We start from the raw sequence: 16,050 nt of genomic DNA, 5'->3' as shown, positions 1-16,050 counted from the left end.
AGTCGATCCGCGAAGTGGCCTCGGCCACCGGCCAGGTCAATGAAGTGGCCCTGCGCGTGGTCAGTGCCTCTAACGCCTCGATCCACAACGCCGACCAGCAGTCGAGCCGCACCAGCAGCGTCGCGGCGGCGATCAACCAGCTCGGTGCCGCCGCCCAGGAAATCGCCCAGAACGCCGCCCTCGCCTCGCAGCATTCCAGCGACGCGCGCAATCTGGCCGAACAAGGCCAGCAGGTGGTCGAGCAGACCATCGAGGTAATGAACCAGCTGTCGGCGAAGATCAGCGACTCGTGTGGCAACATCGAGACGCTCAATGCCAACACGGTGAACATCGGTCAGATTCTTGAAGTGATCAGCGGCATTTCCCAGCAAACCAACCTGTTGGCGCTCAACGCCGCCATTGAAGCGGCCCGCGCCGGTGAAGCCGGGCGTGGATTTGCCGTGGTGGCGGACGAGGTCCGCAACCTCGCCCACCGCACCCAGGATTCGGCGCAGCAGGTTCAGCGCATCATTGAAGAGCTGCAGGCCGGCGCCCAGGTGGCGGTCGGCACCATGACCGAAAGCCAGAGCCACAGCCAGCACAGCGTCGGCATCGCCAACCAGGCCGGTGAGCGGCTGGGCAGCGTGACCCAACGCATCGGCGAGATCGACGGCATGAACCAGTCGGTGGCCACCGCCACCGAAGAGCAGACCGCCGTGGTCGAGTCGATCAATGTCGACATTACCGAGATCAATACGCTGAATCAGGAAGGGGTAGAGAACCTGCAGGCAACCTTGCGCGCCTGCAATGACCTGGAGAATCAGGCCAATCGCTTGAAGCAGTTGGTGGGGAGTTTCAGGATCTGATCTACAGCTAATCGCAGGTCAGGCCAGCTCCCACAGGCAATGCAAATCTCTGTGGGAGCTGGCTTGCCAGCGATAGATTCAGCTCAAAACCTCGAGCCTGGCTCCAGCAGAAAATCCATCTCTTCGTCGGTGCTCGGCCGGCCCAGCAGCAAATTGCGATGTGGGAAGCGGCCAAAGCGGGCGATCACCCGCTGGTGCTGCTCGGCGTAGTCGAGAAAACCTTCGAACAAACGCCGATCGGCATCCGGCTGGGCCTCGAGCAGCCACTGGTAACGCTCGACGCTGATGTTCTGCCAATCCAGTACCTCGGCATGCTCCAGCACCAGCAGGATGAACACCCGCTGGATCGGCAGCAGCTGGTAATCCCAGTTCTTCTGCAAGCCCTGCATCACCACCACCTGCGCTCGCCGGTCGCCATCGAAGGCCCGCGGCGTATCGCGGTGGATCATGCGCGGCAACTGGTCGAGCAGCAACACCAGCCCCAACCAGCCCTGAGGGCATTGCTGCCACTCATCCAGGCCACCGGCCAGGGCGTGCTCCATCAAATCGCCGAACAGCGCCTGCGCCTCAGCATCATGGTGCTTGCCGAACCACAGCGTGCTCTTCTCGTCAGCCACGGCCTGGGGGCTGGTGCCCCAGCCAAACCACCACTCCAGTAACGGCTGCCAAGGTGCGAGCATGATTTACTCCTTGTGATAACCGGTAACGCGCTCGACTTCCTGCTTGGAGCCGAGGAACACTGCCACGCGCTGGTGCAGGCTATCCGGCTGGATGTCGAGGATGCGCTGGTGACCGTCGGTGGAAGCACCGCCGGCCTGTTCGATGATGAAGGACATCGGGTTGGCTTCGTACATCAGGCGCAGCTTGCCCGGCTTGGACGGCTCGCGCGCATCGCGCGGGTACATGAACAGGCCGCCACGGGTGAGGATGCGGTGCACATCGGCAACCATCGAGGCGATCCAGCGCATGTTGTAGTTCTTTTTCAACGGACCGGTCTCACCGGCCAGCAGCTCGCCCACGTAACGGGTCACCGGCGCTTCCCAGTGGCGCTGGTTGGACATGTTGATGGCGAACTCGGCGGTGGTTTCCGGCACCTGGATGTTCTCGTGGGTCAGCACGAAGCTGCCCAGCTCGCGGTCCAGGGTGAAGCCCTTGACGCCGTTGCCCAGGGTCAGGATCAGCATGGTCTGCGGGCCGTAGATCGCGTAACCGGCGGCAACCTGCTTGGTACCCGGCTGCAGGAAGGCCTGCTCGTTGAGGCTTTCGTTCTGGCTCAGGTATTCGTTCGGGCAGCGCAGTACCGAGAAGATGGTACCGACCGAAACGTTGACGTCGATGTTCGACGAACCGTCCAGCGGGTCGAATACCAGCAGGTAGGCACCTTTCGGGTACTTGCCCGGGATCTGGTAGGCGTTGTCCATCTCTTCGGAGGCCATGCCGGCCAGGTGACCGCCCCACTCGTTGGCTTCGAGCAGGATGTCGTTGGAGATCACGTCCAGTTTCTTCTGGACTTCGCCCTGCACGTTTTCAGTGCCCATGCTGCCCAGAACACCACCCAGCGCGCCTTTGGAGACGTTGTGGCTGATTTCCTTGCACGCACGCGCCACCACTTCGATCAGGAAGCGCAGATCGGCAGGGGTACTGTTGCTGCGGGTCTGCTCAATCAAATAGCGACTCAGGGTAACGCGGGACATGTAAGGCTCCGAAGGAAGGGGGGGTAATAAAAACCCACGCAGTTTACAGGGAGAGTGAAGCGCTAGCGAGCAATCAGACACGCCTGGCCGATCAGACGGCACATCGGCCCGAGAGTTCACCACCCCCCGGGCCGACCTTTGCAGCTTAGCCAAGCGCTCTCCAGATGTCAGTGGCGTACTCGCGGATGGTCCGGTCCGAGGAGAACCAGCCCATGCGCGCGGTGTTGAGCACCGCCATGCGCCACCACTGCCTGGGTTCGCGCCAGAGCGCTTCGACGCGCAATTGCGCGTCCCAGTAAGCGTCGAAATCGGCGCACACCAGGAAGCGGTCATAGGCCACCAACGAGTCGACCAGACCGACATAGCGACCCGGGTCATCAGGTGAAAACACCCCGCCGCGAATGGCCTGAAGCACGTCGTTGAGCCGATGAGAGGCGCCGATCGCCGCACTGGCGCCAAAGTCGCCGCTGCGCTTGCGCGCCTCCACCTGCTGGGAGGTCAGGCCGAAGATGAACATGTTCTCAACGCCGACCTGCTCGCACATCTCGACATTGGCCCCGTCCAGGGTGCCGATGGTCAGCGCACCGTTAAGGCCGAACTTCATGTTGCTGGTGCCGGACGCCTCATACCCGGCGGTGGAAATCTGCTCGGAGAGATCGGCCGCCGGGATGATGCTCTCGGCCAGGCTGACGTTGTAGTTGGGCAAAAACACCACCTTGAGCAGGCCGCGCACGGTCGGGTCGTTGTTGACCACCTTGGCGATGTCGTTGGCCAGCTTGATGATCAGCTTGGCCTGGTGATAGCTGGCCGCCGCCTTGCCGGCGAATATCTTCACCCGTGGCGCCCAGCCGGTGCCAGGCTCGGCGCGGATGGCCTGGTACAGGGCCACCGTGTGCAGCAGGTTGAGCAACTGGCGCTTGTACTCATGGATCCGTTTGACCTGCACATCGAACATCGCCTCGGGATTGAGGGTGATGCCAAGGCGCTCCTGGATCAAGCTGGCCAGGGCCTTCTTGCTGTGCAGGCGCTGGGCGGCGAATTGCTTGCAGAACGACGCTTTGTCGGCGAAGGGATCAAGGTCGCGCAGACGCCCTTGCGGGTCATCGAGCACGTCGGCGCCCAGCGCCTCGACCAGCATGCCGGTCAGCTGCGGGTTGGTCTGGAACAGCCAGCGACGGAAGGTAATGCCGTTGGTCTTGTTGTTGATTCGCTCCGGGTAGAGCTTGTGCAGCTCGGCGAATACCGTGCTGCGCATCAGCTTGCTGTGCAGCGCCGACACGCCGTTGACGCTGTGCGAGCCAAGGAACGCCAGGTTGCCCATGCGCACCCGGCGACCGTTGTCTTCCTCGATCAGCGACACCGCGCGCAGCACGTCGAAATCGTGGATGCCCTTGGCGCGCAAGGCGTCGATATGAAAGGCGTTGATCAGGTAGATGATCTGCATGTGCCGCGGCAGCATGCGCTCCATCAGGCCCACCGGCCAGGTTTCCAGGGCTTCGGGCAGCAATGTGTGGTTGGTGTAGGCCAGGGTCTCGACAGTCAGCTGCCAGGCCGTGTCCCAAGGCACTTCGTGCTGGTCGACCAATAGGCGCATCAGCTCGGCGACGGCGATCGAAGGATGGGTGTCGTTGAGCTGGATCGCCGCCTGCTGCGGCAGGTTGAGCAGGCTGTCGTGCATGTTCAGGTGACGGCGCAGCAGGTCCTGCAGCGAGGCCGAGACGAAGAAATACTCCTGGCGCAGGCGCAGTTCCTGGCCGGCCTCGGTACTGTCGGCCGGGTACAGCACCCGCGAGATACTTTCAGCCCGCGCTACTTCGGCGACGGCGCCCAGGTGGTCACCAGCATTGAAACGCTCCAGGTGCAGCTCTTCCAGCGCCCGCGCCCGCCACAAGCGCAGGGTGTTGACGCTGGCGCCGCGCCAGCCGACCACCGGCGTGTCGTAGGCCACCGCCCGCACGGTCTCGGCCGGCCACCATACCTGGCGCTGCTGGCCACCGGCGTCGTGCACGGTTTCGACGCTACCACCGAAGCTGATCGGGTAGATCACCTCGGCACGCTCGAATTCCCAGGGGTTGCCGAAGTCCAGCCAGTTCTCGGTCTGCTCCTGCTGCCAGCCATCGACCACCGCCTGGCGGAACAGGCCGTGCTCGTAACGAATGCCGTAACCGTGGGCGGCGATGCCGAGGGTCGACATGCTCTCCATGAAACAGGCCGCCAGGCGCCCCAGGCCACCGTTGCCCAGGGCCGCATCGGGTTCCAGCAGGCGGATGCGCTCAAGGTCGACGTTCAGCCCGTCCAGCGCCTCACGGGCGACATCCAGCAGGCCCAGGTTGCTCAAACTGTCGTACAGCAGGCGGCCGATGAGAAATTCCAGCGACAGGTAATACACCCGCTTCTGGCTTTTGCGGTAGATCTGCCGGGTGTGGTCCATCCAGTGATCGACCATGTGATCCCGGGCAGCCAGGGCAATGGCTTCGAACCAGTCGTGATCGAAGGCGTGCTCCGGGTCCTTGCCGACCGCGTAGGTCAATTTATCCAGCACAGCGGTGCGAAAAGCGGCCACCTCTGCGTCACGAGCGAGCGGTTCCTGAGACATGCGATGTCCTCGGGCAAGTTGACGAATGCGGATGGAGATTTCTCAGCCTAGACCGTTCGACACAGAGCGGAAGCGCAGGTTCGGGAGTTTCTGCGTAAAAACAGCGGCGATGGCGGGCGCAACCGGCAAATGGCTGTTCACATTTTGACCAACTCCGGTATGATCGCGCGCCCACCCGAACATCTAAAACCAGAACCTGATGAAACCGACCCTGATTGCCGCCGCCGAAGTCGACCGCCTGGAAACCTGGCAGAAGTACCAAAGCCATATGTGCGGAGGCTGCAACTCGACCTGCTGCACCTTGCCGACGGAAGTGAAAATCAAAGACCTGATCCGCATGGGCGTAGTGGATGAGTTCGAGGTGGGCGAGCCGCCGAAGAACATTGCCAAGCGTTTGCAGAAAGACGGGATCATCCAGCGCTTCAACCAGAAGTCGGGAATTTTCACCCTGGCGCAGATGAGCAACGACGACTGCCTGTACCTGGATCGTAAGAGCCGCCTGTGCACCATTTATGACACACGCCCGGACACCTGTCGCAACCATCCACGGATCGGCCCGCGGCCGGGTTATTGCGCCTACATTCCCAAGCCAGCGGCGCGCCGCTAAAAGCATCGCTGGCAAGCCAGCTCCCACAGGGTTGTACATGATCTTGTGGGAGCTGGCTTGCCAGCGATGAAGCCAACCCGGTTTCATGTCCCGCACAAACAAAAACGCCCCCGGCCTTGCGGCCGGGGGCGTTTTTTATTTCAGCCGAGCTTAGTTAGCCTTGGCTTTCTTGGCAGCGCGGGTACGCTCGCCTTCGTCGAGGATCTTCTTGCGCAGACGGATCGACTTAGGCGTGACTTCGCACAGCTCGTCGTCCTGGATGAATTCCAGAGCCTGTTCCAGGGTGAAGCGAACAGGTGGAACCAGGGCGATGGTTTCGTCTTTACCCGAAGCACGCATGTTGTCGAGCTTCTTGCCCTTGGTAGGGTTGACGCCCAGGTCGTTGTCACGGCTGTTCAGACCAACGATCTGACCGTTGTAGATTTCCTGGCCGTGCTCGACGAACAGCTTGCCGCGCGCCTGCAGGGTTTCCAGGGAGTAGGTCAGGGCCTTGCCGGTCTCGACCGAAACCAGTACACCGTTCTGACGGCCGGACATGTGGCCGGACTTCATCGGAGCGTAACGGTCGAAGATCGAGGTCAGGATGCCTGCACCGTTGGTCAGGGTCAGGAACTGGTTACGGAAACCGATCAGACCACGGGCTGGAATGTTGTATTCCAGGCGTACACGGCCCTTGCCATCCGGAACCATGTTGGTCAGGTCGCCTTTACGCAGACCCATTTCTTCCATGACCTTGCCCTGGGAATCTTCAGGGATGTCGATGGTGACGTTCTCGAACGGCTCGTGCTTGGCACCGTCGACTTCACGGATGATCACTTCCGGACGACCAACACCCATTTCGAAGCCTTCGCGACGCATGGTTTCGATCAGAACCGACAGGTGCAGCTCACCACGGCCGGATACCTTGAACTTGTCAGCCGAGTCGCCTTCTTCAACGCGCAGTGCAACGTTGTACAGCAGCTCTTTGTCCAGACGTTCCTTGATGTTGCGGGAAGTCACGAACTTGCCTTCTTTACCGCAGAACGGCGAGTCGTTGACCTGGAAGGTCATCGAAACGGTTGGCTCGTCAACGGTCAGCGGCTTCATCGCTTCAACTGCGTCCGGGGAGCACAGGGTGTCGGAGATGAACAGCTCGTCGAAACCGCTGATGCAGACGATGTCGCCAGCCTGGGCTTCTTCGACGTCAACGCGGTGCAGACCGTGGTGACCCATCAGCTTGAGGATACGGCCGTTGCGCTTCTTGCCGTCGGTGTCGATAGCGACAACCGGGGTGTTCGGCTTGACGCGGCCACGGGCGATACGGCCAACGCCGATAACACCGAGGAAGCTGTTGTAGTCCAGTGCCGAGATCTGCATCTGGAACGGGCCGTCACGGTCAACAGCCGGCGCCGGTACGTTGTCGACGATCGACTGGTACAGCGGGGTCATGTCTTCGGCCATTTCGGTGTGGTCCAGACCGGCAATACCGTTCAGGGCCGAGGCGTAGACGACTTTGAAGTCCAGCTGTTCTTCGGTGGCACCGAGGTTGTCGAACAGGTCGAAGATCTGGTCCAGAACCCAGTCAGGACGCGCGCCTGGACGGTCGACCTTGTTGATCACCACGATTGGACGCAGGCCGGCTTCGAAAGCCTTCTTGGTCACGAAACGGGTTTGCGGCATAGGGCCGTCCTGGGCGTCGACCAGCAGCAGCACCGAGTCAACCATCGACATTACACGCTCAACCTCGCCACCGAAGTCGGCGTGGCCGGGGGTGTCGACGATGTTGATGTGGTAGCCGTTCCAGTTGATGGCGGTGTTTTTCGCCAGAATGGTAATACCGCGCTCTTTTTCCTGGTCGTTGGAGTCCATGACGCGCTCGTCGTTGAGCTCGTTACGCTCCAGGGTGCCGGACTGACGCAGGAGTTTGTCGACCAGGGTGGTTTTACCATGGTCAACGTGGGCGATGATGGCGATGTTACGCAGATTTTCGATCACGTGTGTATCTCGATCAGAGGATTCGGGTTGCCGCCCAGTCTAGGCGGCGAATATGAATGAATGGCGCTCAAACGGCCCGGTGGTCGGGAGGGCGATGGCGGATGCTCCCGCCATATAGCCCCGGCGTCTTATGTCGGACGATAAACGCGCACATTGGCATGTCCCTCACTGAGCAGATGATGGGCATGCAGGCGACTCATTACTCCCTTGTCGCAATACAGCAGGTACTGGCGCGTGGCATCCAGCTCCTTGAAGCGACTGTTCAGGGCGTAGAACGGCAAGGCCTTGACCTCGATGCCGTCCAGTTCCAGGGGCTGGTCTTCCTGGGCATCAGGGTGACGAATGTCGATCACCACCTGCCCGGCCAGCGCCTGGCTGACTTCTTCGATCTGGATATCTTCGCTGAGTTCATCGATCACGTGGTCGATGGAGATCAGCCGGGCGCGTTCCAGGGCGCGCTCAAGCACCGCCATGTCGAACTGCTTCTCTTCATGGTCGAGGCGATGACGCTTGGCGCAGGTGGTCGGGTTCACCGAGATCACGCCGCAGTATTCAGGCATGTGCTTGGCGAACTCGGCGGTGCCGATCTGCTGGGCCTGGTCGATGATGTCCTGCTTGTGGCTGGCGAGCAAGGGGCGCAACACCAGTTTCTCGGTGGCCGAATCGATCACCGCGAGGTTCGGCAAGGTCTGGCTCGACACCTGGGAGATGGCTTCACCGGTCACCAGGGCGTCGATTTCCAGACGGTCGGCGATGTTGGTCGCCGCGCGCAGCATCATGCGCTTGAGGGTCACGCCCATGTAGCTGTTGTCGACCTTGCCGAGGATCTCGCCGACCACTTCTTCGAACGGCACGCTGACGAACAGCACGCGCTGGCTGCTGCCGTACTTCTTCCACAGGTAGTGGGCGACTTCCATCACCCCCAACTCGTGGGCACGGCCGCCGAGGTTGAAGAAGCAGAAGTGGGTCATCAGGCCACGGCGCATCATCTGGTAGGCGGCGACGGTGGAGTCGAAGCCACCGGACATCAGCACCAGGGTCTGCTCCAGCGCGCCCAACGGATAACCGCCGATGCCTTTGTGCTGGTTGTGAATGACGTACAGACGCTTGTCGCGCACCTCGATGCGCACCTCGACTTCCGGCGTACGCAGGTCGATACCGGCGGCGCCGCACTGCTGGCGCAGCTGGCTGCCGACATAACGGTCGACGTCCATCGAGCTGAAATCGTGGTGGCCGCCGCGCTTGCAGCGTACGGCAAAGCGCTTGCCGGCCAGCAGGTGACCGAAGTGCTGCTTGCACTTGGCGACGATGTCGTCGAAATCACCCAGCGGGTATTCGTCGACCTGCAGGAAGTGGGCTATGCCCGGCATGCAGGTCAGACGCTCGGTCATTTCGCGCAGGACTTTCTCGTCCTCGATGTGAGTGATCACTTCGAGGTTATCCCAGACACCGTTAACCGCGAGCGCAGGATCGAGGTCCTTGAGCACGGTGCGGATGTTGCGGGCCAGTTGACGGATGAAGCGCTTGCGAACCGGCCGGCTCTTGATAGTGATCTCTGGGAAGACTTTTACGATTAGTTTCATGAAAAACAGCGCGCGAGGTGCCGACTAAAAAAGTGGGGCGCGGATTATAGCGGAAATTGCTCAAGCTTTGAGCAACTTTTGTACAGAAGGTTTTCTGTGCGCCAAAATGGTGCGCCATGCTCGATTAGCGCATCTTTAAAGTGCAGAAAAAAGCCGTGAATTTGCGAAAACGGTCGAAAACGCTTGGGTTTGGGGCAAAAATCCCAACTCGGGGCACTGGCATGCAATTTGCTCCCTTGTGAGGCAGGTTGCCTTGGCCGACTATTCGCGCCCGGCATCACCCAAATTAAAGGGCTGCACAGGCAAGCTCTACCCCACCCGGAGGACACTATGTCGAAGTCGGTTCAACTCATCAAAGATCATGACGTTAAATGGATTGATCTGCGCTTCACTGACACCAAAGGCACTCAGCACCACGTGACCATGCCAGCTCGTGATGCGCTGGATGAAGATTTCTTCGAAGCCGGCAAGATGTTCGACGGTTCCTCCATCGCGGGCTGGAAAGGCATCGAAGCTTCCGACATGATCCTGATGCCGGACGACGCCTCCGCCGTGCTCGACCCGTTCACCGAAGAGCCGACCCTGATCCTGGTCTGCGACATCATCGAACCGTCGACCATGCAAGGCTATGACCGCGACCCACGCGCCATCGCCCGCCGCGCCGAAGAGTACCTGAAGACCACCGGTATCGGTGACACCGTGTTCGTCGGCCCAGAGCCTGAGTTCTTCATCTTCGACGAAGTGAAGTTCAAGTCCGACATTTCCGGCTCGATGTTCAAGATCTACTCCGAGCAAGGCTCGTGGATGTCCGACCAGGACGTCGAAGGCGGCAACAAGGGCCACCGTCCAGGCGTCAAAGGCGGCTACTTCCCAGTACCTCCGTTCGACCACGACCACGAAATCCGTACTGCCATGTGCAACGCCATGGAAGAAATGGGCCTGGTCATCGAAGTACACCACCACGAAGTGGCAACTGCCGGCCAGAACGAAATCGGCGTGCAGTTCAACACCCTGGTGAAGAAGGCTGACGAAGTTCAGACCCTCAAGTACTGCGTACACAACGTTGCCGACGCCTACGGCCGCACCGCGACCTTCATGCCGAAGCCGCTGTACGGCGACAACGGCTCGGGCATGCACGTGCACATGTCCATCTCCAAAGATGGCAAGAACACCTTCTCCGGCGAAGGCTATGCCGGCCTGTCCGACACCGCCCTGTACTTCATCGGCGGTATCATCAAGCACGGTAAGGCCCTGAACGGCTTCACCAACCCGGCCACCAACTCCTACAAGCGTCTGGTGCCAGGCTTCGAAGCACCGGTCATGCTGGCCTACTCGGCCCGCAACCGTTCGGCCTCGATCCGTATCCCGTACGTTTCCAGCCCGAAAGCCCGCCGTATCGAAGCGCGCTTCCCGGATCCGGCTGCCAACCCGTACCTGTGCTTCGCGGCACTGATGATGGCCGGCCTGGACGGTATCCAGAACAAGATCCACCCAGGCGATGCCGCCGACAAGAACCTGTACGACCTGCCGCCTGAAGAGGCGAAAGAGATCCCGCAGGTCTGCGGCAGCCTGAAAGAAGCCCTGGAAGAGCTGGACAAGGGCCGTGCGTTCCTGACCAAGGGCGGCGTGTTCTCCGACGACTTCATCGATGCCTACATCGCGCTGAAAAGCGAAGAAGAAATCAAGGTCCGCACCTTCGTACACCCACTGGAATACGAGCTGTACTACAGCTGCTAAGCCAGTGACGCTCGCGCAAGCGGCGTAGCTTGAAAAAGGCCTCCTTCGGGAGGCCTTTTTCATACACATTCTTCAGACGCTCCCGATAGGTCAACCCCCTGACCTCGACCATGCTGGCTCAGCAAACCACGCCCGAGCCCATCATGATCCGCACCCTTATCACTCTCCCCCTGTTCGCTTTGCTGACAGGCTGCAGCACCCCGCCAGCACAGGTCGAATCACAGGTGCTGCTGCGCACCAGCAACGCCTGGGATGGCAGCCAGTACCCAAACTACCCCGACGGCCCGCCGGAACTGACCCTGGTGAAGATCCGCATCCCGCCTGAAACAACGCTCGACTGGCACAGCCATCCAATGCCCAACGCCGGCTACCTGCTCGCAGGTGAATTGCTGGTAGAAACCCGCGACAGCGGCAAGCAGGTGCGCATCAAGGCCGCAGACGCCTTGGCCGAGATAGTCGATGGCGTGCATCGTGGGCGCACAGGCACACAAGCGGCCGAGTTGATCGTTTTTTATGCAGGCAGCTCCGGCGTGCCGCTCTCCCGCCCCGCGATATCATCCAAACCGCTGACGTCACTGCTCGACAGCATCGACCAACGACTGCACATCGCCCAAGCCGTTGCCCTGAACAAATGGGACTCGGGCCAGCCTGTAGAAGCGCCCGAGCGTGAGCAGCAGGTCATCGCCAATGCCCGGAGCCAGGCCCTGCGCTTTGGTGTGGACGAGCACCGGGCAGCCGTGTTCTTCGCCGACCAGATCGAAGCCAACAAGCTGCTCCAGTACCGCGCACTGTCGCGCTGGCATGCCGCAGGCAGCGCACCACAAACGCCACGAGTCGATCTGGGCAGCCAATTGCGCCCGCAACTGGATCGCCTGCAACGCACACTGCTGAGCCAACTGGCAGAGTTTGATCGCAACCGCCCGGCGCAATGCCAGGCAACCCTCGCCCAGGCCATCGGTCAACTGGGCAAAGATCCGCAGCAGTCCCTGGCCCTGATCCGCGCCACCACGCATTTATGCTCGTCGCAGTAAACCTTCCACTATGCTCTATATTGGTGCATGCAATTGCCTGCACCTGAGCAACTCAGCCCATTTTGGTTCATGAAAAGTGCTAACTCAGGACTTTTTAGCCATTTTTCGCGCAAATACAGGTCTTAATCCGGAAATTCCGCTTCTTTTCGGAGCCTTGGTTTGCTTTTTGCATTTTCTTTGTACCAGCGGATTACCAGCGACCGCGACTTGGGCCCAGGCCGAGGTTGTATGAGCCAAAAGAGGTCAACGACGCCCCATGACCATCAGCGATGCACTGCACCGACTGCTACTGGACAACCTGACCACCGCCACCATCCTGCTCGACGCCGACCTGCGTCTTGAGTACATGAACCCGGCGGCGGAAATGCTCCTGGCCATCAGTGGCCAGCGCAGCCATGGGCAATTCATCAGCGAACTGTTCACCGAATCGCCCGAAGCGCTGAATTCCCTGCGCCAGGCGGTGGAACACGCACACCCCTTCACCAAGCGTGAAGCCCAACTGACCTCGCTGACCGGCCAGACCCAGACCGTCGACTACGCGGTGACCCCGATCCTCAGCAAGGGCGCGACCCTGCTGCTGCTTGAGGTGCACCCGCGCGACCGCTTGCTGCGCATCACCAAGGAAGAGGCCCAGCTGTCCAAGCAGGAAACCACCAAGATGCTGGTGCGCGGCCTGGCTCACGAAATCAAGAACCCCCTCGGCGGTATCCGCGGCGCCGCCCAGCTGCTGGCCCGCGAACTGCCCGAAGATGGCCTGAAGGATTACACCAATGTGATCATTGAAGAGGCCGATCGCCTGCGCAACCTGGTCGACCGTATGCTCGGCTCGAACAAGCTGCCATCGCTGGCCCTGACCAACATCCATGAGGTGCTGGAGCGGGTCTGCAGCCTGGTCGAAGCCGAAAGCCAGGGCGGTATCACCCTGGTGCGCGACTACGACCCGAGCCTGCCGGACGTGCTGATCGACCGCGAGCAGATGATCCAGGCGGTGCTCAACATCGTGCGCAACGCCATGCAGGCCATCAGCGGCCAGAACGAGCTGCGCCTGGGCCGCATCAGCCTGCGCAGCCGGGCCATGCGCCAGTTCACCATCGGCCACACCCGTCATCGCCTGGTGGCCAGGATCGAGATCATCGACAACGGCCCCGGCATTCCTGCCGAACTGCAGGAAACCATCTTCTACCCCATGGTCAGCGGTCGCCCGGACGGTACCGGGCTGGGCCTGGCCATTACCCAGAACATCATCAGCCAGCACCAGGGCCTGATCGAGTGTGACAGCCACCCTGGCCACACCACCTTCTCGATCTTCCTGCCGCTGGAACAAGGAGCCACCGCCTCATGAGCCGAAGTGAAACTGTCTGGATCGTCGACGATGATCGTTCCATCCGCTGGGTGCTGGAAAAAGCCCTGCAACAGGAAGGCATGACCACCCAGAGCTTCGACAGCGCCGACGGGGTCATGAGCCGCCTGGCCCGGCAGCAGCCGGACGTAATCATTTCCGACATCCGCATGCCCGGCGCCAGCGGCCTGGACTTGCTCGCGCAGATTCGCGAGCAGCACCCGCGCCTGCCGGTGATCATCATGACCGCCCATTCCGACCTGGACAGCGCGGTGGCGTCCTATCAGGGCGGTGCCTTTGAGTACCTGCCCAAGCCGTTCGACGTCGACGAGGCGGTATCGCTGGTCAAGCGCGCCAACCAGCACGCCCAGGAGCAACAGGGCCTGGACGTGGCACCGAGCCTGACCCGCACCCCGGAGATCATCGGCGAAGCGCCGGCGATGCAGGAGGTGTTCCGCGCCATTGGCCGCCTGAGCCATTCCAATATCACCGTGCTGATCAATGGCGAGTCCGGCACCGGTAAAGAGCTGGTCGCCCACGCCTTGCACCGCCACAGCCCGCGGGCGGCATCGCCGTTCATCGCCTTGAACATGGCGGCGATTCCCAAGGACCTGATGGAGTCGGAGCTGTTCGGCCACGAGAAAGGCGCCTTCACCGGCGCCGCCAACCTGCGCCGCGGCCGCTTCGAGCAGGCCGATGGCGGCACCCTGTTCCTCGACGAGATCGGCGACATGCCGGCCGACACCCAGACCCGCCTGCTGCGGGTGCTGGCCGATGGCGAGTTCTACCGGGTGGGCGGGCATGTGCCGGTCAAGGTCGATGTGCGAATCATTGCCGCCACCCACCAGAACCTGGAAACCCTGGTGCTAGCCGGCAAGTTTCGTGAAGACCTGTTTCACCGTCTGAACGTGATCCGCATCCACATCCCGCGCCTGGCCGATCGTCGCGAGGATATCCCGACCCTGGCCAGGCACTTCCTCGGCCGCGCCGCCCAGGAGCTGGCGGTGGAGCCCAAGTTACTCAAGGCCGAGACCGAGGAGTTCATCCGCAACCTGCCGTGGCCGGGCAACGTGCGTCAGCTGGAGAACACCTGCCGCTGGATCACGGTGATGGCCTCGGGGCGTGAAGTGCATATCGGCGACCTGCCGCCGGAGCTGCTCAACCTGCCGCAAGACACAGCGCCGGTAACCAACTGGGAACAAGCCTTGCGCCAGTGGGCCGACCAGGCCCTGGCCCGTGGCCAGTCAAGCCTGCTCGACAGCGCCGTGCCGAGCTTCGAGCGGATCATGATCGAGACTGCGCTCAAGCACACCGCTGGCCGCCGCCGCGATGCCGCGGTGCTGCTGGGCTGGGGCCGCAACACCCTGACGCGCAAGATCAAGGAGTTGGGGATGAAGGTCGATGGCGGCGATGAGGACGGTGACGACGAGGCCTGACCTGTGGGAGCTGGCTTGCCAGCGATCGAGCGCGAAGCGGTCGCATCCGGTCTGTAGAGAATGCACAGACTGCATTGACCTCATCGCTGGCAAGCCAGCTCCCACAAGATTGCAATTTGCCCCATTGATGCACCGACGCCGCTATCGGTGCACCGCCTGAAGGCACAAATCCCCGGCAAAACCCTGCCTACCCCCTCAAAACCCACCATTTTGCGCACTGCAACAAAACTGGCACACACCCTGCACTAGTATCAGTACTTCCAGTTTTGGGGACCTTGGTACAGGCAGGCCGGGGAATCCCCTCTTTTATTCGCGCAGCTTCACCTGCACCCGCCAGCGTCCGCCCTCCTCTGCACCGGCCCATTCGCCGTGCAGGGGGCGGGCCGCGACCAGGGTCACGAGCAAGCCAGCATCACTGCTCTGCACCCGCCAGCTCACAGGCTTACCCTGCAACTGCAACTGACCACGCGCAGCCTTGCCCTCGGCCTCGAACAGCAGGGCCAGGGTGCCTTCGACCTCTTCGCCGTGCAGCTTGGGCTCCTCGTTGAACCACAGGTTCAAGCCCGCCTCGACCACCTCGACCTGCTCCAGCACGCGTGGCTCGGGCGCGGTCAGGCGACCGATCATCAGCCCCACCAGCATGCCGAACAGCGCCAGGGAAAACAGCACGCGCGGCCAGAGCTGCGAACGCGGGTCCGGTTCAGGAGTAGAATGCTCGCCATCTTTATGTTCGGAGCCGTGCATGTTTCACGTCATCCTCTTTCAACCAGAGATTCCGCCGAATACCGGCAACATCATCAGACTGTGCGCCAACAGCGGCTGCCACCTGCACCTGATCGAGCCGATCGGCTTCGAGCTGGACGACAAGCGCTTGCGCCGGGCCGGTCTGGACTACCATGAGTATGCCACGCTCAAGCGCCATGCAGACCTGCCCAGCTGCCTGGAAAGCCTAGGCCAGCCGCGGCTGTTCGCGTTCACCACGAAAGCATCGCACCCTTACCACGAAACCGCTTTCCAGCCGGGTGACGCCTTCCTGTTCGGCCCGGAAAGCCGTGGCCTTCCCGCCGAGGTACTGGACAGCCTGCCCGCCGAGCAGCGCCTGCGCCTGCCGATGCGTCCGGGCTGCCGCAGCCTGAACCTGTCCAACACGGTGGCGGTGACGGTGTACGAGGCGTGGCGCCAGCAAGGTTTTGCCTGAGAGATCCTTT

General features: G+C 61.6%; 13 protein-coding genes. 7 read left to right on the top strand and 6 right to left on the bottom strand.

Annotated features, from left to right (window positions below; all coding sequences use genetic code 11):
* The first annotated feature begins 14 nt into the window (after positions 1 to 14).
* Positions 15 to 845, top strand: coding sequence for a methyl-accepting chemotaxis protein (locus KHO53_RS25955; RefSeq protein ID WP_502937693.1), 831 nt, complete (start codon positions 15 to 17; stop codon positions 843 to 845).
* An 83-nt stretch (positions 846 to 928) separates the two neighbouring features.
* Here the strand turns inward: KHO53_RS25955 and KHO53_RS12260 are convergent, their stop codons facing one another.
* The 3 genes from KHO53_RS12260 to KHO53_RS12250 all read right to left on the bottom strand — a co-directional run bounded on the left by KHO53_RS12260 (position 929) and on the right by KHO53_RS12250 (position 5,135).
* Positions 929 to 1,525 (bottom strand): DUF924 family protein, encoded by a 597-nt coding sequence (locus KHO53_RS12260; RefSeq protein WP_010222304.1) that lies wholly within the window; start codon positions 1,523 to 1,525, stop codon positions 929 to 931.
* Between the two features lie 3 nt (positions 1,526 to 1,528).
* A complete protein-coding gene (locus KHO53_RS12255; protein ID WP_010222303.1) occupies positions 1,529 to 2,539 on the bottom strand; it encodes a class 1 fructose-bisphosphatase in 1,011 nt (336 codons plus the stop codon).
* Between the two features lie 145 nt (positions 2,540 to 2,684).
* Positions 2,685 to 5,135: a glycogen/starch/alpha-glucan phosphorylase gene (locus KHO53_RS12250; RefSeq protein WP_010222302.1), complete on the bottom strand. Its 2,451-nt coding sequence runs from the start codon at positions 5,133 to 5,135 to the stop codon at positions 2,685 to 2,687.
* 199 nt (positions 5,136 to 5,334) lie between these two features.
* Between KHO53_RS12250 and KHO53_RS12245 the strand changes: the two genes are divergently transcribed.
* Entirely contained in the window at positions 5,335 to 5,742 is a 408-nt protein-coding gene (locus KHO53_RS12245; protein ID WP_036995432.1) for a YkgJ family cysteine cluster protein, read from the top strand.
* 150 nt (positions 5,743 to 5,892) lie between these two features.
* On the opposite strand, the gene typA is transcribed toward KHO53_RS12245, so the two are convergent.
* A complete protein-coding gene (gene typA, locus KHO53_RS12240; RefSeq protein WP_010222300.1) occupies positions 5,893 to 7,716 on the bottom strand; it encodes a translational GTPase TypA in 1,824 nt (607 codons plus the stop codon).
* Between the two features lie 128 nt (positions 7,717 to 7,844).
* Positions 7,845 to 9,299, bottom strand: coding sequence for a tRNA uracil 4-sulfurtransferase ThiI (gene thiI, locus KHO53_RS12235; protein ID WP_010222299.1), 1,455 nt, complete (start codon positions 9,297 to 9,299; stop codon positions 7,845 to 7,847).
* Positions 9,300 to 9,629: 330 nt separating this feature from the next.
* On the opposite strand from thiI, the gene glnA reads away from it, so the two are divergent.
* The 4 genes from glnA to ntrC all read left to right on the top strand — a co-directional run bounded on the left by glnA (position 9,630) and on the right by ntrC (position 14,842).
* Entirely contained in the window at positions 9,630 to 11,036 is a 1,407-nt protein-coding gene (gene glnA / locus KHO53_RS12230; RefSeq protein WP_010222298.1) for a glutamate--ammonia ligase, read from the top strand.
* Between the two features lie 143 nt (positions 11,037 to 11,179).
* A complete protein-coding gene (locus tag KHO53_RS12225) occupies positions 11,180 to 12,067 on the top strand; it encodes a chorismate mutase (protein WP_081492783.1) in 888 nt (295 codons plus the stop codon).
* Between the two features lie 256 nt (positions 12,068 to 12,323).
* Positions 12,324 to 13,409 (top strand): nitrogen regulation protein NR(II), encoded by a 1,086-nt coding sequence (gene glnL / locus KHO53_RS12220; protein WP_010222296.1) that lies wholly within the window; start codon positions 12,324 to 12,326, stop codon positions 13,407 to 13,409.
* A complete protein-coding gene (gene ntrC, locus KHO53_RS12215; RefSeq protein WP_010222294.1) occupies positions 13,406 to 14,842 on the top strand; it encodes a nitrogen regulation protein NR(I) in 1,437 nt (478 codons plus the stop codon). The genes glnL and ntrC overlap by 4 nt, the downstream gene beginning before the upstream one ends.
* A gap of 306 nt (positions 14,843 to 15,148) precedes the next feature.
* Here ntrC and KHO53_RS12210 read toward each other — a convergent pair whose 3' ends face one another.
* Entirely contained in the window at positions 15,149 to 15,586 is a 438-nt protein-coding gene (locus KHO53_RS12210; RefSeq protein ID WP_010222292.1) for a hypothetical protein, read from the bottom strand.
* Between KHO53_RS12210 and KHO53_RS12205 the strand changes: the two genes are divergently transcribed.
* Entirely contained in the window at positions 15,585 to 16,040 is a 456-nt protein-coding gene (locus KHO53_RS12205; protein WP_010222290.1) for a tRNA (cytidine(34)-2'-O)-methyltransferase, read from the top strand. The genes KHO53_RS12210 and KHO53_RS12205 overlap by 2 nt on opposite strands.
* Positions 16,041 to 16,050: the final 10 nt, after the last annotated feature.

It is taken from the genome of Pseudomonas sp. RC2C2 (assembly GCF_018390435.1).
Taxonomy (GTDB): Bacteria; Pseudomonadota; Gammaproteobacteria; order Pseudomonadales; family Pseudomonadaceae; genus Aquipseudomonas; species Aquipseudomonas donghuensis.
Note: the sequence above shows the minus strand (reverse complement) of the source record. Positions and strands in the feature narration are given on the sequence as shown.